Origin of the sequence: Streptomyces sp. CLV115, assembly GCF_038448545.1 — a bacterium.
In the GTDB taxonomy this organism is placed as follows: domain Bacteria; phylum Actinomycetota; class Actinomycetes; order Streptomycetales; family Streptomycetaceae; genus Streptomyces; species Streptomyces sanglieri.
Map to the genome: position 1 here is coordinate 1 of NZ_JBCEWQ010000349.1, position 1,378 is coordinate 1,378.

The window sequence follows — 1,378 nt, forward strand, 5'->3', positions numbered from 1 at the left end:
CTCCGCTCCCGTCCGCCCGTGCGTTCCCCCGCATTCCCCTGCACCCATCCCGCGCGACCACACCCGACCTCCCGCCGTCACGCCACCCGTTCGGGGTGCGGCCGGAGGTTTATCTACGCGCGGAGCCATGACACCCGAACGATCATTCGGGCATATCAGACCAGTTCTTCCACAGCTATTACCGGCCGGTACCCATAGCTGCTAGAAACGTGGCGCTCAATCAACCCCCCACCCACCCCCCACACTTCGGAGGGCTGACAGCCATGTCAGTACGGAGATTCTGGGCGTCCGCATCCACTCTGGTCCTCGCCGCCGTTGCCGCGCTGGGCGTCGCCCAGCCGGCCTCGGCCAACTCCTCGGCCGCCGCTGATGGTTACGTCGCCCTCGGCGATTCGTACTCCTCCGGCGTCGGCGCGGGAAGCTATCTGTCCGACAGCGGCGACTGCCGCCGCAGCACCAACGCCTACCCCTACCTCTGGGCGGCTGCGAACTCGCCTTCCTCCTTTGCCTTCGTGGCCTGTTCGGGCGCCACGACCAGCTCGGTCGCCGGCACCCAGCTGGGGGCGTTGAACTCGTCCACCGGCCTGGTCAGCGTCACCGCGGGCGGCAATGACGTCGGCTTCGCCGATGTCATGCAGGACTGCGTGCTGTCCGGTGAGGCCACCTGCCTCAGCAGCATCGGCTCGGCCGTCTCGCAGATGCAGAACTCACTTCCTTCCGGCCTGAGTTCGCTCTACGGTTCCATCCGGTCGCGCGCCCCGCAGGCCCATGTCGTGGTGCTGGGCTACCCGCGCTTCTACCAGCTCGGCGGCAGCTGCATCGCCGGACTGTCGGAGAAGGAGCGGACGGCGATCAACAATGCTTCCGACGTGCTGAACGGGGTCATCGCCAAGCAGGCGGCCGACGCCGGATTCACGTTCTCCAGCGTGGTCGACGAGTTCACCGGCCACGAGCTGTGCTCCGGTGACGCGTGGCTCCACAGCGTGTCGATCCCGGTCTACAACTCGTACCACCCCAGGGCCGCCGGCCAGTCCGGCGGTTACCTTCCGGCCTTCCGCTCGGCCGCGTAGGACGCGGACGACGGAGTGCAGAAAGTGCGGCGGGCTGCCGGGGATCGTCCCGGCCGTCCGCCGCACTGCTGCCACGGCGCGGTCAGACGGAGGCAGGCGCGGCGTCCGGCCGGTGCAGGGCCAGGGCGGTGAACGCGGCGAGTACGGCGGTGGCGGCGGCCACCCACCAGCCGTGGCGGAACGCGTCGAGGACCGCGCCCGGTCCGTCCGGCGCACCGAGCAGTGTGACCATCAGCGCCACCCCCAGCACCGAACCCGTCTGGCGGGCCATCGTGGTGACGGCCGATCCGGTGGCGAAGCGGGTGGGC

At 69.6% G+C, this 1,378-nt stretch carries 1 protein-coding gene and 1 pseudogene; one reads left to right on the top strand and one right to left on the bottom strand.

From position 1 onward, the window contains the following. The first annotated feature begins 263 nt into the window (after positions 1-263). Positions 264-1,070 (top strand): SGNH/GDSL hydrolase family protein, encoded by an 807-nt coding sequence (locus AADR41_RS42075; protein WP_342287748.1) that lies wholly within the window; start codon positions 264-266, stop codon positions 1,068-1,070. An 82-nt stretch (positions 1,071-1,152) separates the two neighbouring features. Here AADR41_RS42075 and AADR41_RS42080 read toward each other — a convergent pair. Next, a pseudogene (locus tag AADR41_RS42080) lies at positions 1,153-1,378 on the bottom strand (MFS transporter); the annotation flags it as partial.